This window comes from Corynebacterium frankenforstense (genome assembly GCF_030211955.1).
Classification (GTDB): domain Bacteria; phylum Actinomycetota; class Actinomycetes; order Mycobacteriales; family Mycobacteriaceae; genus Corynebacterium; species Corynebacterium frankenforstense_A.
The window spans coordinates 157861-184445 of the sequence record NZ_JASODI010000001.1 but is presented as its reverse complement, the minus strand read 5'-3'; the positions used below and the strand labels follow the sequence as shown (position 1 = coordinate 184445).

Genomic DNA, 26585 nt, shown 5'->3' with positions numbered 1-26585 from the left:
TGCGGGTGACAGGACCGCCTTCCTCAGCTTGTCTTCACTGGTCCCCAAGGCTCACCCCGGTGTGCGGGTGACAGGACAACAACCCACCCCGGGTGACGGCGACCACCCGCGCGCCCGCGTACCATAGCGGGCACGGATGCGGGCTGTATTGTCTGCCCGGTGATCGATCCACCCCCGGATGTGGAGTCGACCTCCGGGAAACAACCCCGGACAGGGGTCACCCCCGCCCGTCTCCCCCGGTCGGCGGCGGACGTGACCACTCACCGTGTACCGCGAACTACAGTTGAGACAAAGACGACAGACAGCAATCGAAATGAGGCGAGAAACTGCCGTGAGCAGCCCTAGCACTTTCGGCCAGAATCAGTGGCTGGTCGACGAGATGTTCCAGCAGTGGAAGGACGACCCCAACTCCGTCGACAAGGAGTGGGCCGCCCTCTTCGAGAAGAAGGGCGCCCCGGAGGCCCCGGACGCGCCGCAGACCGGCGGGTCGGGCCACACCGGCACCGCTAAGAAGGGCGAGGGTGACGTCACCCGGCCCGACGCCGCCGCCCGCGCCGCGGCCGGTGACGGCCCGGCCACGAACCTGACCGACAAGCGCGGCGGCGCCGGCAAGAACCCGGAGGCCACCCCGGGCGACGCCCCGGCGCGTCAGCCCCGCGTGCGCACCAAGCCGGAGTCCCCGCTCAACCAGGTCAAAAACCTCCCGGAGCCGGGCGAGAAGCAGCTCAAGGGCGCGTTCAAGGCGATCGCGAAGAACATGGAGGCCTCGCTGTCCATCCCGACGGCGACCACCGTGCGCGACATGCCGGCGCGCCTGATGTTCGAGAACCGGTCGATGATCAACGACCACCTCAAGCGCACCCGCGGCGGGAAGATCTCCTTTACCCACATCATCGGCTGGGCCATGATCAAGGCCGTCCAGATCCACCCGGCGATGAACGTCCGTTACGAGGAGATCGACGGCAAGCCGCACGTGGTCAACCCCGAGCACGTCAACCTCGGCCTGGCCATCGACCTGCCGAAGAAGGACGGCTCGCGCAGCCTGGTCGTCGCCGCCATCAAGGAGTGCGAGACCAAGACCTTCGACGGCTTCGTCGAGGCTTACGAGGACATCGTCGCCCGCTCCCGCAAGGGCAAGCTGACGATGGACGACTTCCAGGGTGTGACCATTCAGCTGACCAACCCGGGCGGCATCGGCACCCGCCACTCGATCCCGCGCCTGACCACCGGCCAGGGCACGATCATCGGCGTCGGCGCGATGGATTACCCGGCCGAGTTCGCCGGCGCGTCCACGGACCGCCTGGCCGAGCTGGGCGTCGGCAAGCTCGTCACCATGACCTCGACCTACGACCACCGCGTCATCCAGGGCGCGGAGTCCGGCGAGTTCCTGCGCGAGATGTCGCGCCTGCTCGTCGACGACGAGTTCTACGACGAGATCTTCGAGGCGATGGGCATCCCCTACTCGCCGATGCGCTGGGCCCAGGACCTGCCGAACACGGGCATCGACAAGAACACCCGCGTCATGCAGCTCATCGAGGCCTACCGCTCTCGCGGCCACCTCATCGCGGACATCAACCCGCTGAACTGGCACCAGCCGGGCCTGCAGATGCCGGACCACTCGGACCTGGCCATCGAGAACCACGGCCTGACCATCTGGGACCTGGACCGCACCTTCAACGTGGGCGGCTTCGGCGGCAAGGAGTCCATGACGCTGCGCGAGGTGCTCAAGCGCCTGCGTGACGCCTACACCCTCAAGGTCGGCTCCGAGTACACGCACATCCTCGACAACGAGGAGCGCAACTGGCTGCAGGACCGCCTCGAGGCGGGCATGCCCAAGCCGACCAACGCCGAGCAGAAGTACATCCTGCAGAAGCTCAACGCCGCCGAGGCCTTCGAGAACTTCCTGCAGACCAAGTACGTCGGCCAGAAGCGCTTCTCGCTGGAGGGCGCCGAGGCGCTGATCCCGCTGATGGACGCCGCCATCGACACCGCCGCCGGCCAGGGCCTCGACGAGGTCGTCATCGGCATGCCGCACCGCGGCCGCCTCAACGTGCTGTTCAACATCGTGGGCAAGCCGCTGGCGACGATCTTCCACGAGTTCGAGGGCACCCAGGAGAACCCCGGCCAGACCGGCGGTTCCGGCGACGTGAAGTACCACCTGGGCATGACCGGCAAGCACATCCAGATGTTCGGCGACGGCGAGATCGACATCACCCTGGCCGCCAACCCCTCGCACCTCGAGGCGGTCGACCCGGTCATGGTGGGCATCGCGCGCGCGAAGCAGGACATCCTGGACAAGGGCGCCGAGGGCAAGACCGTCATGCCGCTGATGCTGCACGGCGACGCCTCCTTCACCGGCCTGGGCGTGGTCCAGGAGACCCTGAACCTGTCCCAGCTGCGCGGCTACACCGTCGGCGGCACCGTCCACATCGTGGTCAACAACCAGATCGGCTTCACCACCACGCCGGACTCGGGGCGTTCCTCCTACTACGCCACCGACATCGCCAAGGCGTACGGCTGCCCGGTCTTCCACGTCAACGGCGACGACCCGGAGGCCGTCGTGTGGGTCGGTCACCTGGCCACCGAGTACCGCCGCCGCTTCGGCAAGGACGTCTTCATCGACCTGGTCTGCTACCGCAAGCGCGGCCACAACGAAGCCGACGACCCGTCGATGACCCAGCCGGAGATGTACTCCCGCATCGACGCCCGCGACTCCGTGCGCGCCAAGTACACCGAGGACCTCATCGGCCGCGGCGACCTCACCGAGGCCGACGCGGAGGCCGCCGCCCGCGACTTCCACGACCAGATGGAGGCCGTCTTCAACGACGTCAAGGAGTCCGAGGGCGAGCCGGAGCTCGAGCAGACCGGCATCACCTCCTCGCAGGAGCTCACCCGCGGTCTGGACACCTCCATCTCCAAGGAGGAGCTCTACGAGATCGGCCAGGCCTACGCGGACGCCGGCGGCGAGGACTTCGAGTTCCACCGCCGCGTGCGCCCGGTGGCCAAGCGTCGTCTGCAGTCGGTCCGCGAGGGCGGCATCGACTGGGGCTGGGGCGAGCTGATCGCCCTGTCCTCGCTGGCCAATGGCGGCAAGACCGTCCGCATCGCCGGTGAGGACACCCGCCGCGGCACCTTCACCCAGCGCCACGGCATCGTCTTCGACCCGAAGACGGGCGAGGAGGCCAACCCGCTGGGCGAGCTCGCCGCGGCCAAGGGCAACGGCGGTAAGGTCATGATCTACAACTCGGCGCTGACCGAGTACGCGGGCATGGGCTTCGAGTACGGCTACTCCGTGGGCAACCCGGACGCCTTCGTCGCCTGGGAGGCGCAGTTCGGCGACTTCGCTAACGGCGCCCAGACCATCATCGACGAGTACATCTCCTCCGGTGAGGCCAAGTGGGGCCAGCTGTCCAAGGTCGTCCTCCTCCTGCCGCACGGCTACGAGGGCCAGGGCCCGGACCACTCCTCGGCGCGCATCGAGCGCTACCTGCAGATGGCCGCCGAGGGCTCGATGACCATCTCCCAGCCGTCCACCCCGGCCAACCACTTCCACCTGCTGCGCCGCCACGCGCTGGGCACCATGTCGCGCCCGCTGGTCGTCTTCACCCCGAAGTCGATGCTGCGCAACAAGGCCGCCACCTCCTCGGTGGAGGACTTCACGGAGGTCACCAAGTTCCACTCGGTGATCAACGACCCGCGCCTGGTCGACCTGGACGGCAACGTCATCGGCGACGCCGACAAGGTCACCCGCATCCTGCTGGTCTCCGGCAAGCTCTACTGGGAGCTGGAGAAGCGCCGTGCGGAGGACAAGCGCGAGGACATCGCGATCATCCGCCAGGAGATGCTGCACCCGATCCCGTTCAACCGGCTGCGTGAGGCCTTCGAGTGCTTCCCGAACGCCGAGGAGGTCGTGTTCTGCCAGGACGAGCCGGCCAACCAGGGCCCGTGGCCGTTCCTGCACGAGCACCTGCCGGAGCTCATCCCGGACATGCCGCCGATGCGTCGCGTCTCGCGTCGTGCGCAGTCCTCGACGGCGACCGGCATGGCCAAGGTGCACCACGCCGAGCAGGCCAAGCTCCTCGATGAGATCTTCGCCGACTGAGCGCCGCGTGACCGCCCCGGCCGCCCCGGGTGACCCCGGGCGGAGGGGCTGAAACGCAAGAAAGCGGCCCCGGGTTCACCCGGGGGCCGTTTCTTCTTGTGCCCTGTTGCGCCTGGCGCCGGTCTCTCCCCCTCCGGCGCGGCCGGGCTCAGTCGAGCATGTCGGGGTTGGACTCGCCGAGCCACTCGTAGATGATCTGGTCGGGCTCCTCGCCGTCCTCGACGCGCTCGGCCATCTCCTGCAGGTCGTGCGTGGTCAAAAGGCGCGTCAGATCGTTGAGCCCCTTCTTGCCCCAGCGGTTGACGGCCGTCTTGCGGTAGACGGGCACTATGTTCTGCGGCAGCGCCTCCCCCGCGCTTTCCGACGTCGCACCCCTCCCCGATGCGTCCTTGTCCACCTTGGCGTCGGGCACCGCGCCCTGCGAGCAGCCCTCGGCTGGCGAGGGGTCGGGCACGTCGTAGTCGCCCGGCAACGCTCCAAGCAGGGCGTCGTAGGTGCGCTGGCCGGCGTCGCCGGCGGTGGGGTTGTCGGAGGCCTCCGCGGCGGTGAACTCCTCGTCGAGTGTCTCCGCGGCCTCGGGCCGGACGTCGGCGAGCAGCTGGCCGGTGCAGCCGATGACGAGGTCGGCCCCGCCGTCGGCGAGCCACTCGAGCTGGCCGGCCTGCCCGCGCTCGGAGTCTGGGTCGACGGTCTCGACCACGCCGTGGACGTCGCCCTTGGCCAACGCCCAGCGGTAGATCTCCGCGAGCAGCCGGTTCTCCGGGTCGCCGGCGGAGACCTGGATGACCACCTCGCCGTCGTCGTCGCCGACGCGGTAGGTGGGGGTGGCCTCGTTCGTGCAGCCGGCCAGGCCGGCCATGGTGGCCAGGCCGGCCAGGACCGCGGTGGTCTTCCGGGCAGCGCGCATGCGCCTCATCCTAGCCGGGGCGGGTCTCAGCCCCGCCGACCCGCCTCGGGCTCCCCACCCGTCGTGTCGTCGCGCACGGTCTCGTCGCCCACGGCGCCGTCACCCGGGACGTCGTCACGCGCGACGTCGTCAATCGGCGCGTCGTCCTGCACGGGGCGGGACTCGCCCGCCCACCCGGTGCCGGAGGCCTGCGCCGGGGCGGGCGCGGCCGGGGTCTGCGGCAGGCTCGCGCGGCCGCGGTGGCCCAGGTTCATCCCGGCGATGGCGTCGCGGGCCTGCGGGGCCAGCGGCGGGTCACAGAGGATGTCGTAGCGGCCGGCGACGATCTGGGTCTGCGAGGTGAAGTCGCGCGCGCCCTGGCTCATCGCGTAGGGCACGGCGGCGAGCACCATGCCGAAGATCGCGCCGACGACGATGCCCGCCAGGATCGGCAGGAAGAAGGCGTTCGGCGTGAACAGCCCGAAGAGTAGACCGAAGAAGATACCCATCCACGCGCCCGAGGCGGCACCGCCGGCGAGCACGCGACCCCAGGTCAGGCGCCCGGTCACGCTCTCGACCTCCATGAGGTCCACGCCGACGATGACCAGCTTGTCCACGGGGAACTCGCGGTCGGAGAGGTTGTCCACGGCCTCCTGGGCGTCGGCGTAGCTGTCGAAGCTGCCCACCGGCCAGCCGGCGGGGCGCTCGCGCAGGGGTCGGCGGCCGGTGCCGGTGGTGCCTCGGGGGTTCGTCATCTTTCTTCTCCTTCGTCGTCTCTGTCTGCTCTCGCGTCTTCGTCTGAGGCGGGGCCCGCGGGCGTTCTTGCCCCGGCCACGTTCTCGCCGCGACCGCGTGCTTGCAGCGGCCGCGCTTGCGACGGGTGTGAAACCCTGCGGTGTGACCGCAGATCCCTGTCCGCGCGGGTGTGGCATGGGTCCGCGTCGGCCCCGCGTCCACCTGATACAACGCGCGGCCGACTCCGAAAAGTTCCCGGTCGACGGCTAGCATCAGGTCCCATGAGTGCCATTTCCCGCGTCTACGCCGGCCGTCTGGCGGGCATGACCGTGCGCGGCCCCGACATGGACGCCATCGGGCGCGTGCGAGACGTCGTGGTCACCGTGCGTCCCCAGCCGCAGCCCTCGCGCGCCCTCGGCCTGGTCATCGAGCTGGTGACCAAGCGCCGCGTCTTCGTGCCGATGCTGCGCGTCGCCGCCATCGAGCCCGGCGAGATCACGCTGACCTCCGGGTCGGTGTCCATGCGCGTCTTCCAGGTCCGCGCCGGCGAGCTGACCGTCCAGGGCGACCTGGTCGGCGCCAAGGTGCACACCGACGACCCCGACGCCGAGCAGCTGCACGGCCGTGCCGTCGAGATCGCCGACGTCGAGTTCGAGCGCAGCCGCACCCGCGACTGGGTCATCTCGCGCATCGCGCTGGTGCCGGGGCGCTCCCGCTTCGGCCGGGCCCGCGAGCCCGTCATCGTGGAGTGGTCGCACGTGCACGGTGTCAGCGCCGGCGGCGTCGGGCAGACGGACACGCTGGCCGAGACGATCGCGGCCTTCCGCGACATGCGCCCGGCCGACGTGGCCAACTACCTGCACAACCTGGCCCCGGCCGCGCGCCACCAGCTCGCCGAGCAGATCAACGACGAGCGCCTGGCCGACATCCTCCAGGAGCTCCCGGAGGACTACCAGGCCGAGATGCTCGAGGCCCTCGACATCGAGCGCGCCGCGGACGTCCTCGAGGAGATGGACCCCGACGACGCCGCGGACATCCTCCAGGAGCTGCCCGACACCACCGCCGAGGTGCTGCTCGACCTGATGGACCCCGAGGAGTCCGCCCCGGTCCGTCGCCTGATGAGCTTCTCGCCGGACACGGTCGGCGCCCTGATGACCTCCGAGCCGCTGATCCTGCCGCCGCAGACCACGGTGGCCGAGGCGCTGGCACTCGCACGCGACCCGGAGCTGACGACCTCGCTGGCCTCGCTGGTCTTCGTGGTGCGCCCGCCGACGGCCACGCCGACCGGGCAGTACCTCGGCTGCGTGCACCTGCAGCGGATGCTGCGCGAGCCGCCGTCGACGCTGATCTCGGGCATCCTCTCCCCCGACCTGCCGCCGCTGTACGCCGACGACTCCCAGGAGACCGCCGCGCGCTACTTCGCCACCTACAACCTGGTGTGCGGGCCGGTCCTCGACGACGACAAGCACCTGCTGGGTGCCGTCGCCGTCGACGACCTGCTCGACCACCTGCTGCCGGAGGACTGGCGCGAGACGGGCCTGCGCCCCGAGTCCGCGCGGCCCGCCTCGCAGGCCGCCGCCGAGACCGGGCAGGCTTCCCAGGCCGCCGCCGAGACCGGGCAGGCTTCCCAGGCCGTCGCCGAGACCGGGCAGGCTTCCCAGGCCGCCGCCGGGACCCGGCAGGCCCCCCAGGCCGCCCCCACCGAGCCGCAAAAGGAGGACCACGATGGCTGAGTCCGAGCGCAACGCACTGGACACCCCGGTCGCCGCCGGGCGGCGCCGGCTGTTCAACATCACCGACGACTCGGTGGGCGCCGTCGCAGAGAAGGTCGCCCGCTTCTTCGGCACGGGCCGCTACCTGATGTGGCAGACCGTCGTCGTGGTCGTCTGGATCGCCCTGAACATCGGCGGCTTCGCCTGGAACTGGGACCCCTACCCGTTCATCCTGCTCAACCTGGCCTTCTCCACCCAGGCCGCCTACGCCGCCCCGCTGATCCTGCTCGCGCAGAACCGCCAGGAGGACCGCGACAAGGTCACCCTGCAGAACGACCGGCGCCGCGCCGAGCAGACGAAGGCCGACACCGAGTTCCTCGCCCGCGAGCTCGCCGGCGTGCGCCTGGCCGTCGGCGACATGGTCTCCCGCGACTACCTGCGCGGCGAGCTCGAGGAGCTGCACGACGTGCTCGGCCGCATCGAGGCCAAGATCGACGACGCCGCGGCCGACGACCAGGAGCACCCCTCCGAGCTGTCCGAGCCCACGAAGGGCTGAACGCTACCGCGCCCGCGCCCGCGGAGCCCCGCCCCGGGCGTGGCCTCCGCCGGGGCGCGCGGCTAGAGTCGTGGGCGTTATGTTTACTGTCACCGAAGATCAGGTCCGCGAGGCGCTCACCCGCGTCGAGGACCCCGAGCTGGGTCGCCCGATCACCGAGCTGGGCATGGTCAAGTCCGTCGCGGTCGACGGCTCCTCCGTCGCCGTGGAGATCTACCTGACCATCGCCGGCTGCCCGATGCGCGACACCCTCCAGCAGAACACGTACGCGGCCGTCGCCGAGCTCGACGGTGTCGACGAGGTCACCGTCACCACCGACGTGATGGACGACGCCCAACGCAAGGCGCTGCGCGACCAGCTGCGCGGCGGCGCCGAGCCGGTCATCCCCTTCGCCCAGCCGGGCACCACCACCCGCGTCTTCGCGATCGCCTCCGGCAAGGGCGGCGTGGGCAAGTCCTCGGTGACGGTCAACCTGGCCGCCGCCCTGGCGGCCAAGGGCCTGCGCGTGGGCATCGTCGACGCGGACATCTACGGCCACTCGGTGCCGACCCTGATGGGCTCGGACCAGCAACCCAGCGTGATGGAGGAGGACATGATCCTGCCGCCCATCGCGCACGGGGTCAAGATCATCTCCATCGGCCACTTCATCGAGGGCAATGCGCCGGTGGTCTGGCGCGGCCCGATGCTGCACCGCGCCCTGCAGCAGTTCCTCACCGACGTCTTCTGGGGCGACCTCGACGTGCTCCTGCTCGACCTGCCGCCCGGCACCGGCGACGTGGCCATCTCGGTCGCGCAGCTGATCCCGAACGCGGAGCTGGTCGTGGTGACCACCCCGCAGCACGCGGCGGCCGAGGTCGCCGAGCGCGCCGGCACGATCGCCCAGCAGACCCGCCAGCGCGTCGCCGGCGTGGTGGAGAACATGTCCGCGATGGTCATGCCGGACGGCAGCACCATGGAGATCTTCGGCTCCGGCGGCGGCGCGCGCGTCAGCGAGCGCCTGACGGCCCTGACCGGCGGCGAGGTGCCGCTGCTCGGCCAGATCCCGCTGGATCCGGCCCTGCGCACCCACGGCGACGAAGGCACCCCGGTCGTCCTCGCCGAGCCCGAGAGCCCGTCGGCCAAGGCGTTCGCCGCCATCGCAGACAAGCTCGCGGTGCGCCGCGACTCCCTGGCGGGCAAGCCGCTGGGTCTGGGCGTCACGCCCAACTGACCCCCGCGGCCCCGGCGCGGCACCAGGGCCCGCAAACGGGTCCGGACAACCGGACCCGGACACAGAGAAGGGGCGGAAGGCTCACAAAAGCCTTCCGCCCCTTCTTCAATGCCACCCGGCGGCCCAGGTGCAGCCCGGCGGCCCGGGCCCAAGCCCCGCCCCCCCCCGGCCGCCGACCCCGGCGGCGCCTACGCCGCCCGGCGGACCTCTTTCAGCCACGGGCAGCGCCGGCGCAGCAGGTGCTCGAAGCGGGCGTGCATGGTCACCACGGCGGCCGCGCAGTCGGAGCACTCGCCGCGCAGGGCCACGTCGACCACGCCGTCGCGGACGCGGACGACCTCGAAGCGCCCGCCGTGGGAGGCGATGTACCGGCCGAGGCGCACGTCGGCGACGTCGCGCGCGGCGTTTTTCAGCACCTCGTCCGCGTCCGTCTCCCGGGCGTCGGACGCCGGGCACCACTTGCGCGGCGTCGTCAATGCGTCCGTCACGGCGCGGCGCACGGCCGCACCGCTTCCAGCCCAGTCGTGGCCGGGCGCCAGCGTCGTCAACACGGCGTCGGTGCGCACCTCGACGCGGGCGAGCGTGCCGTCGTCGATGAGGGCCTGCAGGAGGCCCGGCACGCGGGCGACGTCGCCGGTGAAGCCGAGGTGGCCGTCGGGGATGACCCAGCGCAGTGTCGCCGGGTCGGCGGTCGCCTCGGGGTGGGTCGGGACCAGCATGGCCGCCAGCCTACATCGCCAGCGCGACGACGGTGTGCGTCAGCGCGCCGAGTCCCCAGGCCAGGGCGAACATGTAGCCGTAGGCGACCACCGGCCACTTCCAGGTGCCGGTCTCGCGGCGCATCGCGCCGGCGGTGGCCATGCACTGCATCGCGAACATGAAGAACACGAGCACGGCGGAGATGGTCGCCGGGTTGAACACGTTGTCGCCGGCGGCGTGCAGGACGGTGTCGTGCTGGTATGTCATCGACTCCATCTGGGTGACCGGCTCCTCCGGGTCCTCGGCCGCGGCGATCTGGCCGAGGGTGGCCACGAAGGTCTCGCGGGCCGCCAGCGAGGAGACGACGCCGACGTTGAGGCGCCAGTCGAAGCCGAGCGGGGCGAAGACGGGCTCGAGGAAGCGTCCGACGGCGGCGGCCGCGGAGTTGTCCATCGTGTAGGCGGTGCGCTGGGCGTCCAGCAGAGCCTCGAGGTCCTCCGGGTCGTCGACCACGGAGCCGTCCTCGTCGTCGACGACGGTGGAGTTGTCCGGGGCCTCGACGGCCGCGGCCACGGCGGTGCACTCGGTGTCCTGGGCGCAAAAGGCGTCGAACTCGTCGTCGCTGCGCATCGGCACGTTGAGCAGCACCCACAGCACGACCGTGGTGGTCAGGATGATGGTGCCGGCCTTGCGCAGGAAGCCCTTGCAGGAGTCCCAGACCATGATGCCGATGGTCTTCGGGCGCGGCAGGCGGTACGGCGGGATCTCCATGTAGAACGGCAGCAGCATGCCGCCGCGGTCGGTGATCTTCTTGACCACCCACGCGACGATCATCGCCGCGAGCGTGCCGCCCAGGTAGAGCAGGAACATCGCGAAGCCGGCCGCGGAGAACGGGCCGACGCGCGAGCCGTTGGGCACCAGCAGGCCGACCATGATGATGTAGACGGGCAGGCGGGCCGAGCAGGTCATCAGCGGCGCGGCCATGATCGTGGCCAGGCGGTCCTTGGCGTTCGGCAGGGTGCGGGTGGCCATGACACCCGGGATGGCGCAGGCCACCGAGGAGAGCATGGCCACGAAGGCGCGGCCCTCGAGGCCGGCCTTGGACATCACCTTGTCCATCAAAAACGCCGCGCGCGCCATGTAGCCCACACCCTCGAGCAGGGAGATGAGCAGGAACATGATGACGATCTGCGGGAAGAAGCTCAGGACCGCGCCCACGCCGCCGATCACGCCGTCGGCGAGCAGGCCCGCCAGCAGCGGCGCCGAGTCGTCGAGGGCGTCGTGCACGCTGGCACCGGCCCAGCCGAAGAAGTCCTCGAGCCAGCCCTTGAAGGGCTCGGCCCACACGAAGATGGCCTGGAAGAACAGGAACATCACGCCGAGGAAGACCAGGGTGCCCCACAGCGGGTGCAGGAAGACGGCGTCCAGGCGGCGGGTGACCGGGTCCTCGTGCGGCGGCCGGTAGTCGGCGGCCTCGAGGATCGAGTCGCTCCAGGCGGCCAGCTCGACCGGGTCGCTCGGCGGGGTCAACGGGGTGCGCCGCCACTGGTCGATGCCGATGAGCTGCTCGCGCAGCTCGTCGATGCCGATGCCGCGGTGGCCGATGACACGCACGGCCGGCACGCCGACGGCCTCGCCGAAGGCCTCGATGTCCAGCCCGCCGCCGCGGCGCGACAGCTCGTCGGTCATGGTCACGGCCAGGCAGGTCGGCAGCCCCACGGAGAGCACCTCGGCCAGCAGGTTCATCGAGCGGCGCAGCGTGGTCGAGTCGATGACGAGCACGACGGCCTGGGGCCGCTCGACGCCGTTCTGCTCGCCGGAGAGCACGTTGTGGACGATCTCCTCGTCCGGACTGATCGGCTGCAGCGAGTAGGTGCCGGGCAGGTCCTCGACGGTGACCTCGTGGGTCTCGACCACGCAGGTGCCCCGCGAGCGCGAGACGGTCACGCCCGGGTAGTTGCCGGTCTTGGCGTGCAGGCCGGTCAGGGCGTTGTAGACGGAGGTCTTGCCGGCGTTCGGGCTGCCGACGAGCGCGACGACCGGGGCGGTCGGGTTGACCGTGCCGTTGCCGTCGCCGCAGTGGCAGTCGGCGCCGGAGTCGCAGTCGTGGTCCGGGTGCACGCCCGCGTGGACGGGCTTCTTGGCGTTGGTCATCTCAGGCCTCCTTTCCGGCCGGCTCGTCGGCGAGCCGGGTGACGGTGATGGTGGCGGCGTCGCGGCCGCGCAGGGCGATCTCGTAGTCGGCGACGCGGTAGACCGTGGGGTCCTTCATCGGGGCCCTGCGGTGCGGTTCGACGACCGCCCCCGGCACGAAGCCGAGGTTCCGCAGGCGGGCGAGCAGCCTACGGTGCTGTTCGTCCTTGGCGTCGTCGGCGGCGTCGGTGGCGACGATCCGGCCGCGCTCTCCGGGGCGCAGTTCATTGAGTGCGCAGGTCCTGTTGTTGCCGTCCCCCTGGGGATCGGCCGCGGAATGATGGGTTCTAGTCCTCATGTCGTCCCTCGAGACCGTACGTCCACGATCGCAGACATACGATAAACCTATCCTTACGGAGGAGATCCTACCACTGACGTATGTTTGAACCACTATCCCCGCCGAGGCCGGTGGGCAAGTTCACACACTTACCCGTGCCTGGCCTAAGTGAACATCTTTCAGAAGTGTGCCGGGCGGGATTGACGACGCCGCGCGTAGTGCGCGAGGTGCGTCCCTTGCGCATGGCTTCCGGCCCGCGCGGGGAACTACATGATGTCGTCCCAGGAGAACCCGCCGTCGAGGCCGGAGCTCCCGGAACCGGGCGAGGCGTTACCGCCCGCAGCCCCGGGGCGTCCGGAACCGTTCGTGCCGTTCGTGTTGTTCGGGCCGGCGGCGCCCCCCGGGTGGCCGGCGGCGCCTCCAGCGCCGGCGGCCCCGGCCGCTCCCCCGGCGTGGCCCGCCGTGCCGTGCGTGCCGCTGCCGGCCGGAACCGACCCGGCGGTGCCGGCGGCGCCCGACCCGGCAGCCCCGGCACCACCGGAGCGCCGCGTGTCGCGCGGAGCGCGCGTGGTCGGCGGCTCCTCGCCGCGGGCGAGCGCCTCGCGGTAGGCCTGTCCGGCGGTGTCCTCGGACATGATCTTCTTCGGGTCGAAGGAGTCCAGGAACTCCTCGTCGTCGTCGAACAGGGCGTGAGTGAGCGCGGCCTTGGGCCCCATGGAGCGCCACCTGGCCACCTCGGCGATGGGCTTGCGGATCTCGTCGAACTCCGCACCGAACTCGCCGTCCATCTCCTTCTTGGCGTTGTTGATCGCCTTGCGGGCGGCGAAGAGCGCCGCGCGCACGTCAGTGATCAGCCCCGGCAGGCGCTCGGGGCCGATGATGATCAGTCCGACGACCACAATGAGGAAGATTTCTCCCCAACCGATGTTCTGGAACACATGACCAGCCTACCCAGCCGGGCCCACCGGCCCGCAGCCCGCCGACGCGTGTGTCAGTGAGCGCCCGTCCAGCCTCGGTGAGCCCTATTCCGCGCGCCCGCCGCGGCGCACGGCGCGCAGCAGGGTCTCGACGCGGTCGAGCACGCCCTCGGGCCGCGGCGTCGGGGTCGCGGCGGCGTCCGGGCCGTCCGGGCAGCCGGTCTCGGCGATGCTCTTCAGCCGGGCGAAGAGGTCGGCCGGCATGCTCACCTCGGAGGTGAAGTTCGAGTCGTGGACGACCTCGGAGGTGCGCCGCTGGGCGCGGACCTCCGCGCGGCACTCCGGGCAGTGCACCAGGTGCACGCGGGCGCGGTGCAGCGCCGGGGCCGACAGTTCGCCGTCGACGAAGGAGACGACGGCCTCGGGACCCAGGTGGTCCACCGAGGCGAAGCGGCGCCGGCGCGGGGTGCGCCGCGCGCCGAAGGTGCGCGCCTCGCCGTCAGCCGTTTCTCTCATGCCCCCAACCTACCCGCGCCCGGGCCACGGGGACCACGGCCCGCCGCACGGGTGGGCTCATGGGCGAGGGGCGCGACGTCGTCAATTGACGGCGCACGCTGCGCAGACGCAGTCTCAGCGCGCGGACTGCGGCAGCAGGAGGCGGGCCTCCTCATCGTCGCGGGCGGCGGCCATGAGGGCCTCGCGCAGCTGCGAGCGGCCGCGGTGGATGCGCGAGCGCACGGTGCCCATCTTCAGGCCCAGGGTCTCGGCGATCTCGTCGTAGGTCATGTCCGCGACGTCACAGAGGACGACCACGACGCGGAACTCGGGGCTGAGGCGGTCGAGCGCGTCCTGCAGCGCCGGGGTCAGGTGGTTGACCTGGTAGGCCTGCTCAGGCGTGAGCTCGGAGCCGGGCACGCGCTCGTAGTCCTCGGGAAGCGCCTCCATGCGCACCGTGGCGCGGTGGCGGACCATGTCCAGGAAGAGGTTGGTGGTGATGCGGTGCAGCCAGCCGCGGAAGCCACCCGGGCGGTAGTCCTTCAGCGAGCGGAACACACGCATGAAGGTCTCCTGGGTGAGGTCCTCCGCGTCGTGCTTGTTGCCCGAGAGGCGGAAGGCCAGGCGGTAGACACTGTCGGCGTGCTCGGCGACGAGCTCGGACCAGCCGGGCATCTCGGCGACACCGGCGTCGAAGGCCGCCGTGCCCGTCAGATCCGCCGCGTCCGGCTCCCGCCCCTCGGGGGCGTCCGGTGCGGAAACGGTCTCAGGCCGACGTGCTTTCATGGGGATTATCATTCCAAAGATCCATGACAAACTCCACATGGAAGCCTGGTCGACCGCTGTGAACCTGCGAGTGGTTCGCCGGGCGAGGGCCATTCACCCACCGCACGGCGCCGTGGACCCCGCGCGGCGCCGCGGACCGGGCCCACGCGTCGGGTGCCCCCTCCCCCGCCGGCCCGCCACCGGCGCCCCGCGAGCCTGGCACCGGCGCGCGGGCCGCGCCCGTACACTCGTGGGCGTGAGTGAGACTACGAACACCTCCCGCGACCCGTTGGTCGAGTTCATCGAGTCCGCCTCGGCGCCGCTGAGCCCCACCCCCGAGGCGGTGGCGCACGCCCGCCGCGACGCCGCCGAGTACGAGCTGCCCGCCCCCGACGAGGCGACCGGCCGGCTCGTGGCGACGCTCGCGGCCTCGGGCACCGGGGAGGAGCCCGCCGGGGCGATCGTGGCCAGCCCGGCCGCCGCCGTCGTGGGCCTCTACGTCCTCGAGGGCCTGGCCGAGCAGGCCGCCGTGACCTGCATCGACCCCGAGGCCGAGCACACCCGGCGCGCCCGGGAGTCCTTCCGCGAGGCCGGCTACCCCGCCGCCCGCGGCCGCTTCCTCACCGCACGTCCGCTCGAGGTGCTCGGCCGCATGGCGCCGGGCGCCTACCAGCTCGTCTTCGCGCAGGTCTCCCCCATGGACCTCAAGGCCTTCATCGACGCGGCCTGGCCGCTGCTCGCCCCGGGCGGCTCCCTGGTGCTCGCCGACGCGCTGCTCGACGCCACCATCGCCGACGACTCGCGCACCGACCGCTCCACGGCCGCCGCCCGCGGGGCGCACGCCCGCGTCGCCGAGCTCGCCGCCGACCCCGAGGCCGGCGCCCTGGTCACACACCTGCCGCTCGGCGCGGGCCTGACGGTGGTCACCCGCCGGCGCTGAGCGCCTGATTAACGACGGGTGCGTGCCACGCACCCGTCCGCCGCACGTTCCGCGCCTGCGCGAGCCGCGCGAGCGTCGTCAATCAGTCAACGGACACGAAGAGGGCGCCTCCCCGCCGGGGAGGCGCCCTTTTCACGCACGGTCCAGCCGCCGGGGCGGCCGGACCCGCTGCTGCTATACGACCGTGTTCTTGCCGACGACCACCACGCCGCCGGCCGAGATCGTGAAGCGCTCCTCGTCGCGCTTGCGGTCGACGCCGATGATCTCGCCCTCGCGGACCTTGACGTTCTTGTCCAGGATCGCGTGGCGGACCACGGCGCCCTTGCCCACGCGCACGCCGGGCATGAGCACGGAGCCCTCCACCGTCGCGCCCTCGGAGACGTGCACGTCGCTCGAGAGCACGGAGTTGCGCACCGTGCCGCCGGAGATGATCGACCCGGAGGCGACCATCGAGGACTGCGCGATGCCGCCCTGCACGAACTTCGCCGGGGGCAGGTTCGAGCGCTCGGTCGAGTGGATCGGCCAGGCGTGGTTGTACAGGTTGAACACCGGGTGGATGGAGATGAGGTCCATGTGGGCCTCGTAGAAGGCGTCGATGGTGCCGACGTCACGCCAGTAGCCGCGGTCGCGGTCGGTGGCGCCGGGGACCTCGTTGCCGGAGAAGTCGTAGACGTGGGCCTCGTTGCGGGAGACGAAGGCGGGGATGATGTCGCCGCCCATGTCGTGGTCCGAGCCCTCGTTGTCCTCGTCGGCACGCAGGGCCTCCACCAGCGCGTCGGCGGTGAAGATGTAGTTGCCCATCGAGGCGTAGGTGACCTCCGGGTCGTCCGGGGTGCCGGGCGGGTCGGCCGGCTTTTCCAGGAACTCGGTGATCGTGCCCTCGTCGTCGGCCTCGATGCAGCCGAAGGCGGTGGCCTCGCGGCGCGGCACGCGGATGCCGGCGACGGTGCAGGCCTTGCCGGAGGCGATGTGGTCGTCGAGCATCTGCCCGACGTCCATGCGGTAGACGTGGTCGGCGCCGAGGACGATGACGTACTCGGGGTTCTCGTCGAAGATCAGGTTCAGCGACTGCAGGATGGCGTCGGCCGAACCCATGTACCACCGCTTGCCCAGGCGCTGCTGGGCGGGCACGGAAGCGATGTACTGGTCGATGGGGCCGGACAGCTGCCACGCCTGCGAGATGTGGCGGTCCAGCGAGTGCGACTTGTACTGGGTCAGCACCGCGATCTTCTTGAAGCCGGCGTTGACGAGGTTCGACAGCACGAAGTCGATGAGACGGTAGGTGCCGCCGAACGGAACCGCGGGCTTCGCTCGGTCTTCGGTCAGGGGATAAAGGCGCTTGCCCTCGCCTCCGGCGAGGACAATGCTCAGGACATTTGGTTGGCTCCTCACAAGAACCAATCTATTGAAAATCGCCGCACGATGCCGCCCGGGCGGCCAATTCGGTCACAGCCCACACCGTTCGCGCCCCCGCCGACCACCCCCGTCTGGCGTCGGCGCAGTCCGTTCGTGCAGGCGCCGGGGCCGCCCTCCGGTCCGCACCCGCACCCGATCGCGCCGTCGCCCCTGCAGGATGGCCGGGACACGAATACGCTGGTAGTCATGACGAAACTGAACCGAGTCGGGATGATGACCCGCGAGTACCCGCCGGAGGTCTACGGCGGCGCCGGCGTGCACGTGACCGAGCTGACCCGCTTCATGCGCGAGATCGTTCCGGTCGACGTCCACTGCATGGGCGCCGAGCGCGACATGCCGGACACCTACGTCCACGGCGTGGACCCCGAGCTTGCCGAGGCCAACCCCGCCATCAAGACCCTGTCGACCGGCCTGCGCATGGCTAACGCGGCCGGAGGCGTCGACGTCGTGCACTCGCACACCTGGTACGCGGGCCTCGGCGGCCACCTGGCCGCCCGCCTCTACGACATCCCGCACGTGGCCACCGCCCACTCCCTGGAGCCGGACCGACCGTGGAAGCGCGAGCAGCTCGGCGGCGGCTACGACGTCTCCTCCTGGTCGGAGAAGAACGCCATGGAGAACGCCGACGCCCTCATCGCCGTCTCGAGGAAGATGAAGGGATCGATCCTCGAGGCCTACCCGGCCATTGACCCGGACAAGATCCACGTGGTGCTCAACGGCATCGACACCGAGCTGTGGCAGCCGCGGCCCACCTTCGACGAGGCCGAGGCCGAAAGCGGCTCCTCGGTGCTCAAGGAGCTCGGCGTGGACCCGACCCGCCCGATCGTCTCCTTCGTCGGCCGCATCACCCGCCAGAAGGGTGTCGAGCACCTGGTCAAGGCCGCCCGCGAGTTCGACCCGGCCATCCAGCTGGTGCTGTGCGCCGGCGCCCCGGACACCCCGGAGATCGCCGAGCGCACCCAGAAGCTCGTCGACGAGCTGCGCGCCGGCCGCGACGGCGTGCACTGGGTCTCCGAGATGCTGTCCACGGACAAGATCCAGGAGATCGAGTCCGCCTCGGACATCTTCGTGTGCCCGTCGATCTACGAGCCGCTCGGCATCGTCAACCTCGAGGCCATGGCCTGCGGCACCGCCGTGGTCGCCTCCAACGTCGGCGGCATCCCCGAGGTCGTCGTCGACGGCGAGACCGGCACGCTGGTGCCCTACGACGAGAACGACGCCGCCGGCTTCGAGCGCGGCATCGCCGAAGCGGTCAACGCCCTGGCCGCCGACGAGGAGAAGGTCAAGGCCTACGGCGAGGCCGGCCGCAAGCGCGCCATCGAGGAGTTCTCCTGGGCGAAAATCGCCCGGCAGACCGTCGACGTCTACGAGTCGCTGCTGTAGCACCCACCGCACGGCGCCCGCGTGGCGTCGTTGCCCGGCGACGCCGCGCGCGTCGTCAAGCATGCGGCGTTGAATTGACGACGTCGCGCCCCTCGCCCGCCCCGGGCACCGTCCACGTGGACGGTGCCCGGGGCGCCGTCGTGTGCGGGGCGGATAAATTGGGGGCATGGAACCAGACAAGCGGCTGCCGACCCAGCGGCACACCATCTTCCAGAACTCCCTGATGTCCGCGCTGCTTGACGGCATCTACGACGGCGAGATGACCGTCGGTGAGCTGCTCGGCCACGGCAACTTCGGCATCGGCACCTTCGACGCCCTCGACGGCGAGATGATCGTCCTCGACGGGGTCTGCTACCAGGTGCGCGGCGACGGCACCGCCGAGCGCGCCGACCTGATGCAGCGCTCCCCCTTCACGGTGATGACCAACTTCGTGCCCCTGATCAGCGCCACCCCGCCGGAGGGGCTGCGCCGCAGCGAGTTGGCGGAGTTCATCGACTCGGTGCAGCCGAGCGAGAACTACATGTACGCGGTGCGCATCACCGGCCGCTTCAGCGACGTCACGGTGCGCACGGTGACCAAGCAGGACAAGCCCTACCGGCCGATGACGGAGGCCACCGGCGACGACGCCGAGCTGCACTTCACCGACGTCGACGGCGTCCTCGGCGGCTTCCGCACGCCCGTCTACGAGAAGGGCATCGGCGTACCCGGCTGCCACGTGCACTTCGTCGACGACGCGCGCACCTCCGGCGGCCACGTCCTGGACTTCACGCTCGCCCGCGGCACCGTCGAGCTGTGCCCGGGCACCGACCTCAACCTGCGGCTGCCGCTGACCACGCAGTTCTCCGACGCGGAGCTCAGCCCCGAGGACCTGGACCGCCAGATCCACCAGACCGAGGTCAAGAGCTGATCCCGGGTTGATCCGGGGCGCCGTGGGGGCGACGCGGCGCGGCCGCCGGGGGCTGCGCCGGTTGGCTGGGGCGCGGCCGCCGACGGCCACCCCGGGGCGCCGGGGCGGGGACGTGCCGGGTGCTTTTCGGGTAGAACGGGGGCCAGTACCGCCCCGGGAGAGCCCCGGCGGCGACCCGGACAAGCCGGGGTTGAGCGAGGAGACCGAGGAAAGGACACCGTGACCGACATGGCCGAACCCACCGGAGCCGAGACGACCGGGGGCAGCGACATCCACCGCCCCGAGCTGCACGTGACCGCCGACGCCGGCGTGCTCATGGCGCCGGCCGCCGTGATGCTCGACGGCCGGACCTGGCACCTCTTCCACCAGTACCGCCCGTCGCTGGACGCGCCGGCGCGCTGGGGCCACCAGTTCTCCGAGGACAACCCCTACGAGTGGGAGACCTGCGACGACGTACTCGCCGCCGAGGGCGACGAGACACTCGTGCGCGCCGGCTCCGTGGTCGCCGCCGACGGCGGCTTCAACGTGTACTTCACCTCGGTGACCGCCTCCGGCACCGCCGTGCACCTGGCGCGCATCGACGACCCGGCCGCGACCACCACGGACATCTCCGACGACCCGCTCGCCCTCGACCCGCAGGTCGTCCGCCGCGGCGAGGTCGTCGGCAACGCGCAGGGTGAGGCCGCCGGGCTCTTCGACTTCCGCTCGCCGTGCGTGGTGCCGGACTGGGCCAGCGACTCGGACCGCGACGAGGGTCTGGCCGGCTGGCTGATGCTCTCGGTGACCGGTGCGCAGGACTCGCCGCAGCTGGCGGTGCTGCGCTCGGCCGACGGCGTGGACTGGCACCTCGACGGCCCGCTGGTCCTCGACGGCGACTCGGGCCTGGAGGCCGAGACCCAGGTGGTCTCCCCCAGGATCATCCGCCTGCGCGACGAGGTCGACGGCGAGATCTACGACATCATCCTGGTGACCATCGAGCACGACGGCATCGACATCTCCGGCTACCTGGTCGGCCGGCTCACGGGCGCGACCTTCACAGTCAGCCGCCCGTTCCACCGCATCGACTTCGGCCACGACTTCACCCGGCCGCGCAACACGAACCTCTCGGAGCCGGCCGACCCGCGCTGGCGCCGCGGCGCGATCGTCGGCGCGCTCAACGGGGTGGGCCGCTTCGACGACCCGGCCAAGCACCTGTCCTGGACCGAGTCCGGCTGGGCCAACGCGGTCTCGGTGCCGCGCGTGGTCAGCCTGCAGGGCGGCATGCTCTTCCAGACCCCGGCCGCGGGGCTGGTCGACGCGGTCACCCGCACCGACCACGCCCGCATGTGGACCGCGCTATGCGAGATCCCCGTCGGATCCGAGCTCTCCGTCGACATCCTCGACGCCGCCGGTGAGACCGCCGCGCGCGTGACCCACCAGGGCGACGTGCTCGAGCTGGACCGCTCCATGAATCCCCACCACGCCGGCGACGGCGTGGCCCGGGCCCCGCTGGCGGAGGGCGACTCGGACTCGCTGACCATCCTGGTCGACGGCTCGACCGTCGAGGTCTTCGCCGACGGCGGCGCGGTGGCCATGGCCAGCCGCGTCTACGTCGACGGCGGGGCGCAGGACTTCCGGGTCAGCCTCGAGGGCGAGGCGCAGGTGGAGAAGCACTTCACCCGCGGCCCGGAGACCATCTCCCCGGTCATCCCGGAGTGGGCTGCCCCGCGCCTGGACACCGAGTTCCGCTAGGCGACCGGGCTCAGGCGGGTGACCGTCGCCTTGGCGGTGACGGTCATGGTCGCGGGCAGCCGCGAGATGCGCTCGGCGAGCACCTCGGGGGCGATGTGGCGCGCCGAGGGGCTCATGCCGATCTGCGAGGCGATCGACTCCTGGTCGAGGTCCATCGTGAACTCGATGTGCTCGAGCTCGCCGACCTGCTCGAGGTGCCCCTTCGACTGCTCGAGCAGGCGGTCGACCTTGCCCTCCTCGACGCCGATGATGCCGAGCGGCTCGCGCAGCTCGTCGAGGTGGCCCGGGTCGGCGGTGAGCACGACGGCCTGGCCGCCCGGGGTGAGCACCCGGGCGAACTCCGCGGGGTTGCGCGGGGCGAAGAGCACGGTGATCACGTCGACGGAGTGGTCGCGCAGCGGCAGGCCGGCCCACACGTCGGCGACGACGGCGCCCAGGCGCGGGTGCGCCTTGGCGAGGTGCTTGGCGGCGGCGACGGAGACGTCGATGCCCACGCCGCGCGCGCCGGCGACGGTGTCGAGGGTGTGGGCCAGGTAGTAGCCGGTGCCGGCGCCGACCTCGCAGATGACGGGGTGGGCGTTCTCGGGCACGCCGGCGGCCTCGAGGGCGTCCTCGACGGTGTCGGTGACGGACTCGACGAAGGGCGCGAAGTGGCCGCGGCCCAGGAAGGTCTCGCGGGCGGCGACCATCTCGGGGCCGTCGCCCTTGTGCTTCAGGCCCGCTCCCCCGGCCAGGGTCACGTAGCCCTGCCGGGCGACGTCGTAGGAGTGTCCGGTCTCCGAGACGAGCCGACGGAAGTCATCGGCCCCCTCGAGTGCGGAGCCGTCCACCGGGTCGGCGAGAACATCGATCACATCAGCCAGCATCTGGGCTACGGTTCCTTTCCGTGGCGGCGTCCTTGGCGATGGTCCAAGCCTAACCGGATCGCGCGGCGCACATCACACCAGCCCCTCAGGCGGCGCGCCGCGGCGCCCACGGCCCGACGGCTCCGGCGCCCCGTCGCACCCCAGGCACACGGAAGACCCCGCGGGCGGGCGGCGGGCCGGATCATCCGGTCCGCACGACTCCGCTCCACGGGGTCTGTCACGGCGCCGCCCCGTCGCGGGGCGGAAACGGGCCTCGGGGCCCGGTGGCTCGAGTGGCTTGGAGGCTACTCTGCGGCCTCGGTCAGCAGGCCACCGAGCTCGGCGGCCTCCTCCTTGTTCAGCTCGATGACGAGGCGCCCACCGCCGTCCGAGGGGATGCGCATGACGATCTTGCGATTCTCCTCCACGGCCTCCATGGGTCCGCTTCCGGTACGGGGCTTCATCGCTGCCATGTTTCAAGGCTCCTTTTCGTGCACACGACGGTTACTTTCGCTATGATAGTCGATTTTTCCGTCGCACGACCGGAGTGAGCCCGCTCACCGCTCCGGGACCACCGCGCCCGAAAGGGCGCTGAGCTGCTACTTCGAGTCCGAAATGCCGTCGTCCGCCTGCGCCCGGCCGCGCGGTCGCGAACCGACCGCCCGGTCGCCGGAAAGAGTCGCGCGGTCGTCGGCGCGCACCTCCGCCTCCCCCGGGCACACCCGGTCCCCCGGGCGCACCTCATCGCGCGGACGTGCCTCATCGCCCGGACGCGTCTCGCCGCGGCCGGCGCCGCGCCCGGCGAGCTGGTCGAGCACCGCCTCGACCTGCTCGGGCCGGTAGCCGCGCGGCACGAGCTCGAAGCGCACCGCGTCCAGGTCTCCGGCGGCCACGGCGCGCTCGTTGGCGGCGGCGACCTCCTCGGGGTCGGCGGCGGGCTCGGGCTCGCCGCGGCCGAGCAGCCGGCCGGCGGTCCAGGTGCCCACGATCACCAGCAGGACCAGGACGACGATGAGGAAGATCCAGGAGAGCATGGCTCAGAGGATAGTGGACAGCGCGGGGCGCTCGGGCACCGCGACTCCGTCCACGCCGGCGCGGGCGAGGATCGTGGCGGCCACGGTCTCCGCCATCGGCCCCAGCTGGGCCAGCGGCCGGTTGCGGTGGGCGCGGCGGCCCAGGTCGACCTCGGCGATCGCGCCGCGTCCCCACCTGCGCGCGACGTCGATGAGCAGCCCGGACTCCACGCCGTAGCCCTCGACGAAGGGCAGTTCCAGCGCCGCCGCGCGGCGCAGGGCGTACTCGCCGCCCAGGGGCTGCGCGACGTCGGCAAGCTCGGGCAGCAGCAGCCGCAGCAACGGGCGCGCCGTCAGCTCGGTCACGCGCCCGCCGTCGCCGGGGCGTCCCCGGTAGTCGCGCACGTAGTCGGCCTTGACCAGCTGCACACTGTCATCCGCGAACGGCGCGACGAGCTCGGCGACCATGCCGGGGCGCGCGGTGTGCAGGTCGGCGTCGACGAAGACGACGAACTCACCTCCCGCGGCGGCGACCCCGCGCCACAGCGACTCGCCCTTGCCGGGGCGCGGCTCGACCCCCGGCAGGACCTCGCGCCAGTTGAGCACGCGGGCGCCGGCGGCCGTGGCGCGCTCGGCGGTGCGGTCGGTGGAGTCAGCGTCGACGACGATGACCTCCAGCGGGGCGTCGACGCGCACGGCGGCGACCACGTCCGCGACGGTCGCCTCCTCGTTGAGCGCCGGGATGACCACACTGGCGCGCGCGACAGCGCTCACGCCAGGCCCCGGATCGTGTCCAGGGGCCCGGCGGTCCCGGCGATCGCCGCGGTCATGCGGATCACGTCGACGGTCTCGCCGACCTCGTGGACGCGGAAGGCGGCCACCCCGTGCGCGGCGGCCCAGGCGGTGGCGGCCAGGGTGCCGGCCACCCGCCCGCCGACGGGGCGCGCACAGGTCTCACCGATGAAGTCCTTGTTGGACAGCGCCATGAGCACCGGCCAGCCGGTGGCCACGACCTCGTCGATGCGGCGCAGCAGCTCGAGACCGTGGAAGGTGTTCTTGCCGAAGTCGTGCGTGGGGTCGAGCAGCACCTTGTCCTCGGGCACGCCGCAGTCGACGGCGCGCTCGGCCAGCCGGGTGGTCTCGGCGATCACGTCGGCGACCACGTCGTCGTAGTGCACGCGGTGCGGGCGGGTGCGCGGCACCGCACCCCCGGTGTGCGAGCAGACGTAGCCCACGCCGTGGTGGCCGGCGACCTCGACGAGCTCGGGGTCGACGCCCGCCCAGGTGTCGTTGACCAGCCCGGCACCGGCGGCGATGGCCCGCTCGGCGACCTCGGCGCGCCAGGTGTCCACGGAGACGGTCACCTCGGGGTGGCGCTCGTGGACCGCGGCGATGACGGGCACCACGCGGTCGATCTCCTCGGCGGCGTCGACCACGTCGCCGGGGCCGGCCTTGACCCCGCCGATGTCCACGATCGCCGCGCCCTGGGCGACGACCTCGTCGGCGCGCGCGAGCGCGAGCGTGTCGGTGAAGGTCGCGCCCTTGTCGTAGAAGGAGTCGGGCGTGCGGTTGACGATGCCCATCACCTTCGCCAGGCCCGGCGCGCCGGCGCCCGCACGCCGGATGGCGCGCTGGCGTTCGTCGCCCTCGACCGCGGCCCTGTCCTGAGCTGCGGCCAAGGTCAGCGCTCCCCTTCCGCACCGGAATTGCCGACGCCGCGTCCGTCGCCGTCGCCGCTTCCGGCACCGTGGGTGCCGTCCCCGGCGCCGTCTGCGCCGCGCCGGGCGCGGGCGCCGCGCTGCCGGGCCTGCAGGTGGCCCTCGTCGGTGTCGATGTGGCGCCGCCTCGTCGGCGCGCTGCGGATGTGCTCGACGGCCTCCTCGGCGGAGTCGGTGACCAGGAAGAGGTCGAGGTCCGCCTCGGCGATCATGCCGCGGGTGACCACCTGCTCGCGCAGCCAGCCGACGAGCGGGCCCCAGTAGTCGGTGCCGATGAGGGCGATCGGGTAGTTGGTGACCTTCTTGGTCTGCACCATGCACAGCACCTCGAAGAGCTCGTCGAGGGTGCCGAACCCGCCGGGCAGGCAGACGAAGCCCTCCGAGTACTTCAGGAACATGGTCTTGCGCACGAAGAAGTAGCGGAAGTTCAGGCCCAGGTCGACCCAGTCGTTGAGCACCTGCTCGTGCGGCAGCTCGATGCCGAGACCCACGGAGAGCCCGTCGGCCTCGAAGGCGCCGCGGTTGGGCGCCTCCATCAGGCCCGGTCCCCCGCCGGTGATCACGGCGTAGCCGGCCTCGGCCAGCTTCTCGCCGACCTCGCGGCCCAGGTCGTAGAGCGGGTCGCCCTCGGGCACGCGCGCGGAGCCGAAGACGGTCACCGCGGGCGGCAGAGAGGACAGCGCGTCGAACCCGGAGACGAATTCGCTCTGGATGCGCAGCACGCGCCACGGGTCGGCGTGGATCCAGTCGTGGTCCGCCGTCATCTCCAGCAGCCGCTGGTCGTAGGTGGACGGCTGGTCGGCCTCGAACCGCATGAGCACGGGCCCACGCAGCATCCGCCGCTTCTCCTCGCTCGGGGTGATGTTCGGTGTCATGTGCTCGAAAATACCGCTCAGGCGCGCTGTCCGCCGAGCAGGTAGCCGTCGAGGGCGGCCGCGAGCTGTGTGATGTGCTCGACCGGGCAGTGTTCCTCGGGCTTGTGTGCCTGACCGGGGTCGCCGCAGCCGAGGTTGACGGCGGGGACGCCGAGCTCGGCGAAGCGGGCGACGTCGGTCCAGCCGTACTTGGCGCGCACGCGCCCGCCCATGGCGGCCACCAGTTCGTCCGCCGCCGGGGCGTTCAGGCCCGGGGCGGCCGGCGGGGCGACGTCGTCGACGGTGATCTCCACACCCTCGTGCTCGCCGAGGACCTCGCGCAGGTGCGCCATGGCCTCCTCGGCGGTGCGGTCGGGCGCGAAGCGGAAGTTCACGGCGCACACGGCCTCGTCCGGGATGGTGTTGTTGGCCACCCCGGCCTCGAGCCGCACGACGTTGAGGCCCTCGCGGTAGATGCAGCCGTCGACGTCGACCCGGTCGCGCAGGGTGTACGCGGCGACCCGCTCGAGCAGGGGCACGAGCCGGTGCACGGCGTTGTCGCCGAGCCAGGCGCGCGCGGAGTGCGCGCGGGTGCCGCGGGCGGTGCAGATGACGCGGATGGAGCCCTGGCAGCCGGCCTCGATCATCCCGCCGGTCGGCTCGCCCAGCAGGGCGACGTCGCCGGCCAGCCACTCGGGGTGGTCGCGCTCGACGTGGCCCAGGCCGTTGTACTCGACGGCGACCTCCTCGCCCTCGTAGGCGATGAAGGTCATGTCGCGGGCCAGGTCGGGGTGGCCGGCCAGGCGCGCGAAGGCGGAGAGGTAGACGGCCAGGCCGGACTTCATGTCCACCGCCCCGCAGCCGTGCAGCACGCCGTCGGCCAGCCGGTGCGGGGTGTTGTCCGCCAGCGGCACGGTGTCCAGGTGCCCGGCGAGCACCACCCGCTGTCCCAGCCCCCGGTCGGTGCGGGCGACCAGGGTGTTGCCGCCGTCGCCGGTACGCTCGACGCTGACCCCGTCGAGGCCGCGGAGCACCGCCTCGACGGCGTCGGCGATCGCGCCCTCGTGGTGGGAGGGGCTCTCGATGTCGATGAGGAGGCCGGTCAGCTTGACCGGGTCGTCCAGGGCTGCGGCGAGTTCTGCGTGCGCGTTCATGCCCCCAGAGGCTACCCGCGCGCTACACCCGTGCCCTGTGCCCCCGGTGTGCACCCCGTGGGAATACGATGTAACGC

The 26585-nt window shown here is 71.6% G+C and carries 23 protein-coding genes and 1 pseudogene; 8 read left to right on the top strand and 16 right to left on the bottom strand.

Annotated features, from left to right (window positions below; all coding sequences use genetic code 11):
* The first annotated feature begins 331 nt into the window (after positions 1–331).
* Positions 332–4102: a multifunctional oxoglutarate decarboxylase/oxoglutarate dehydrogenase thiamine pyrophosphate-binding subunit/dihydrolipoyllysine-residue succinyltransferase subunit gene (locus tag QP119_RS00865; RefSeq protein ID WP_284772996.1), complete on the top strand. Its 3771-nt coding sequence runs from the start codon at positions 332–334 to the stop codon at positions 4100–4102.
* Between the two features lie 148 nt (positions 4103–4250).
* Here the strand turns inward: QP119_RS00865 and QP119_RS00860 are convergent, their stop codons facing one another.
* On the bottom strand, positions 4251–5009 hold the full coding sequence (locus QP119_RS00860; protein ID WP_284772994.1) for a hypothetical protein: 759 nt from the start codon (positions 5007–5009) through the stop codon (positions 4251–4253).
* Between the two features lie 26 nt (positions 5010–5035).
* Positions 5036–5743 carry a general stress protein gene (locus QP119_RS00855; protein WP_423777733.1) on the bottom strand — a complete coding sequence of 236 codons (708 nt, stop codon included), beginning with the start codon at positions 5741–5743 and terminating at the stop codon, positions 5036–5038.
* A gap of 261 nt (positions 5744–6004) precedes the next feature.
* Here QP119_RS00855 and QP119_RS00850 point away from each other — a divergent pair, with 261 nt between their 5' ends.
* From QP119_RS00850 to QP119_RS00840, 3 genes are all read left to right on the top strand, one after another.
* The gene (locus QP119_RS00850; protein WP_284772993.1) at positions 6005–7456 is read left to right on the top strand and encodes a magnesium transporter MgtE N-terminal domain-containing protein; all 1452 of its coding nucleotides are present in this window, start codon (positions 6005–6007) and stop codon (positions 7454–7456) included.
* On the top strand, positions 7449–7991 hold the full coding sequence (locus QP119_RS00845) for a DUF1003 domain-containing protein (RefSeq protein WP_075663633.1): 543 nt from the start codon (positions 7449–7451) through the stop codon (positions 7989–7991). Before QP119_RS00850 ends, QP119_RS00845 begins: the two co-directional genes overlap by 8 nt.
* Before the next feature lie 79 nt (positions 7992–8070).
* Positions 8071–9201, top strand: a complete 1131-nt coding sequence (locus QP119_RS00840; protein ID WP_284772991.1) for an Mrp/NBP35 family ATP-binding protein — start codon at positions 8071–8073, stop codon at positions 9199–9201.
* A 188-nt stretch (positions 9202–9389) separates the two neighbouring features.
* Here the strand turns inward: QP119_RS00840 and QP119_RS00835 are convergent, their stop codons facing one another.
* The 6 genes and pseudogenes from QP119_RS00835 to sigE form a co-directional block, all read right to left on the bottom strand.
* Entirely contained in the window at positions 9390–9920 is a 531-nt protein-coding gene (locus QP119_RS00835) for a NifU family protein (protein ID WP_284772989.1), read from the bottom strand.
* Between the two features lie 10 nt (positions 9921–9930).
* Complete coding sequence (gene feoB / locus QP119_RS00830) at positions 9931–12054, bottom strand: ferrous iron transporter B (protein WP_284772987.1); 2124 nt, start codon at positions 12052–12054, stop codon at positions 9931–9933.
* Position 12055: 1 nt separating this feature from the next.
* The gene (locus QP119_RS00825; RefSeq protein WP_284772985.1) at positions 12056–12391 is read right to left on the bottom strand and encodes a FeoA family protein; all 336 of its coding nucleotides are present in this window, start codon (positions 12389–12391) and stop codon (positions 12056–12058) included.
* A gap of 577 nt (positions 12392–12968) precedes the next feature.
* Positions 12969–13308, bottom strand: a pseudogene (gene tatB / locus QP119_RS00820) (Sec-independent protein translocase protein TatB); the annotation flags it as partial.
* Positions 13309–13392: 84 nt separating this feature from the next.
* Positions 13393–13803, bottom strand: coding sequence for an anti-sigma factor family protein (locus tag QP119_RS00815; RefSeq protein WP_284772982.1), 411 nt, complete (start codon positions 13801–13803; stop codon positions 13393–13395).
* Between the two features lie 114 nt (positions 13804–13917).
* Entirely contained in the window at positions 13918–14568 is a 651-nt protein-coding gene (sigE, locus tag QP119_RS00810) for an RNA polymerase sigma factor SigE (protein WP_284772980.1), read from the bottom strand.
* Between the two features lie 235 nt (positions 14569–14803).
* Here sigE and QP119_RS00805 point away from each other — a divergent pair, with 235 nt between their 5' ends.
* Positions 14804–15487 (top strand): O-methyltransferase, encoded by a 684-nt coding sequence (locus QP119_RS00805; RefSeq protein WP_423777732.1) that lies wholly within the window; start codon positions 14804–14806, stop codon positions 15485–15487.
* Positions 15488–15661: 174 nt separating this feature from the next.
* Here the strand turns inward: QP119_RS00805 and glgC are convergent, their stop codons facing one another.
* On the bottom strand, positions 15662–16888 hold the full coding sequence (gene glgC, locus QP119_RS00800) for a glucose-1-phosphate adenylyltransferase (protein ID WP_284772977.1): 1227 nt from the start codon (positions 16886–16888) through the stop codon (positions 15662–15664).
* Between the two features lie 201 nt (positions 16889–17089).
* Here glgC and glgA point away from each other — a divergent pair, with 201 nt between their 5' ends.
* The 3 genes from glgA (at position 17090) to QP119_RS00785 (ending at position 20924) form a co-directional block, all read left to right on the top strand.
* Positions 17090–18286 carry a glycogen synthase gene (glgA, locus tag QP119_RS00795; protein ID WP_284772976.1) on the top strand — a complete coding sequence of 399 codons (1197 nt, stop codon included), beginning with the start codon at positions 17090–17092 and terminating at the stop codon, positions 18284–18286.
* A 166-nt stretch (positions 18287–18452) separates the two neighbouring features.
* A complete protein-coding gene (budA, locus tag QP119_RS00790; RefSeq protein WP_284772973.1) occupies positions 18453–19193 on the top strand; it encodes an acetolactate decarboxylase in 741 nt (246 codons plus the stop codon).
* Between the two features lie 228 nt (positions 19194–19421).
* Entirely contained in the window at positions 19422–20924 is a 1503-nt protein-coding gene (locus QP119_RS00785; RefSeq protein ID WP_284772971.1) for a GH32 C-terminal domain-containing protein, read from the top strand.
* Here QP119_RS00785 and QP119_RS00780 read toward each other — a convergent pair.
* The 7 genes from QP119_RS00780 to dapE all read right to left on the bottom strand — a co-directional run bounded on the left by QP119_RS00780 (position 20921) and on the right by dapE (position 26508).
* Positions 20921–21790, bottom strand: coding sequence for a methyltransferase domain-containing protein (locus tag QP119_RS00780; RefSeq protein ID WP_284772970.1), 870 nt, complete (start codon positions 21788–21790; stop codon positions 20921–20923). The two genes, QP119_RS00785 and QP119_RS00780, sit on opposite strands and share 4 nt — an antisense overlap.
* A 284-nt stretch (positions 21791–22074) precedes the next feature.
* Entirely contained in the window at positions 22075–22242 is a 168-nt protein-coding gene (locus tag QP119_RS00775) for a DUF3117 domain-containing protein (RefSeq protein WP_075663621.1), read from the bottom strand.
* A 126-nt stretch (positions 22243–22368) separates the two neighbouring features.
* Positions 22369–22803 carry a DivIVA domain-containing protein gene (locus tag QP119_RS00770; protein WP_284772968.1) on the bottom strand — a complete coding sequence of 145 codons (435 nt, stop codon included), beginning with the start codon at positions 22801–22803 and terminating at the stop codon, positions 22369–22371.
* A gap of 3 nt (positions 22804–22806) precedes the next feature.
* On the bottom strand, positions 22807–23556 hold the full coding sequence (locus tag QP119_RS00765; RefSeq protein ID WP_284772967.1) for a glucosyl-3-phosphoglycerate synthase: 750 nt from the start codon (positions 23554–23556) through the stop codon (positions 22807–22809).
* Positions 23553–24365, bottom strand: a complete 813-nt coding sequence (folP, locus tag QP119_RS00760) for a dihydropteroate synthase (RefSeq protein ID WP_284773056.1) — start codon at positions 24363–24365, stop codon at positions 23553–23555. The genes QP119_RS00765 and folP overlap by 4 nt, the downstream gene beginning before the upstream one ends.
* A 98-nt stretch (positions 24366–24463) precedes the next feature.
* Positions 24464–25375, bottom strand: a complete 912-nt coding sequence (locus tag QP119_RS00755; RefSeq protein WP_284772966.1) for a TIGR00730 family Rossman fold protein — start codon at positions 25373–25375, stop codon at positions 24464–24466.
* A gap of 17 nt (positions 25376–25392) precedes the next feature.
* Positions 25393–26508 (bottom strand): succinyl-diaminopimelate desuccinylase, encoded by a 1116-nt coding sequence (gene dapE / locus QP119_RS00750; protein WP_284772965.1) that lies wholly within the window; start codon positions 26506–26508, stop codon positions 25393–25395.
* Between the last annotated feature and the right edge of the window lie 77 nt (positions 26509–26585).